Below are 231 nucleotides of genomic sequence, written 5' to 3' on the forward strand. Positions count from 1 at the left end.
GCCTTGATCACCGGCGGACCGAAGGTGATGTTGGGCACGAAATGGCCGTCCATCACGTCGAGATGGATCCAGTCGGCGCCCGCCCGGACGACCGCTTCGACCTCGTCGCCGAGCCGCGAGAAGTCCGCAGAAAGCACCGAGGGCGCGATGATTGTCTTGGTACCCATAGTCGTCGGCTCCCGTTCCGTCTTCCGTTTCCGGTCGCTGCACACCAACCGGAGTCATCTTGTC

At 63.2% G+C, this 231-nt stretch carries 1 pseudogene; it reads right to left on the reverse strand.

The window, feature by feature from the left end:
* Nucleotides 1-167 (reverse strand): annotated as a pseudogene (locus tag AC0L2O_RS37655) (ribulose-phosphate 3-epimerase); the annotation flags it as partial.
* Nucleotides 168-231 lie beyond the last annotated feature (64 nt).

The sequence above is a fragment of the Bradyrhizobium sp. Kon10 genome (assembly GCF_055807395.1).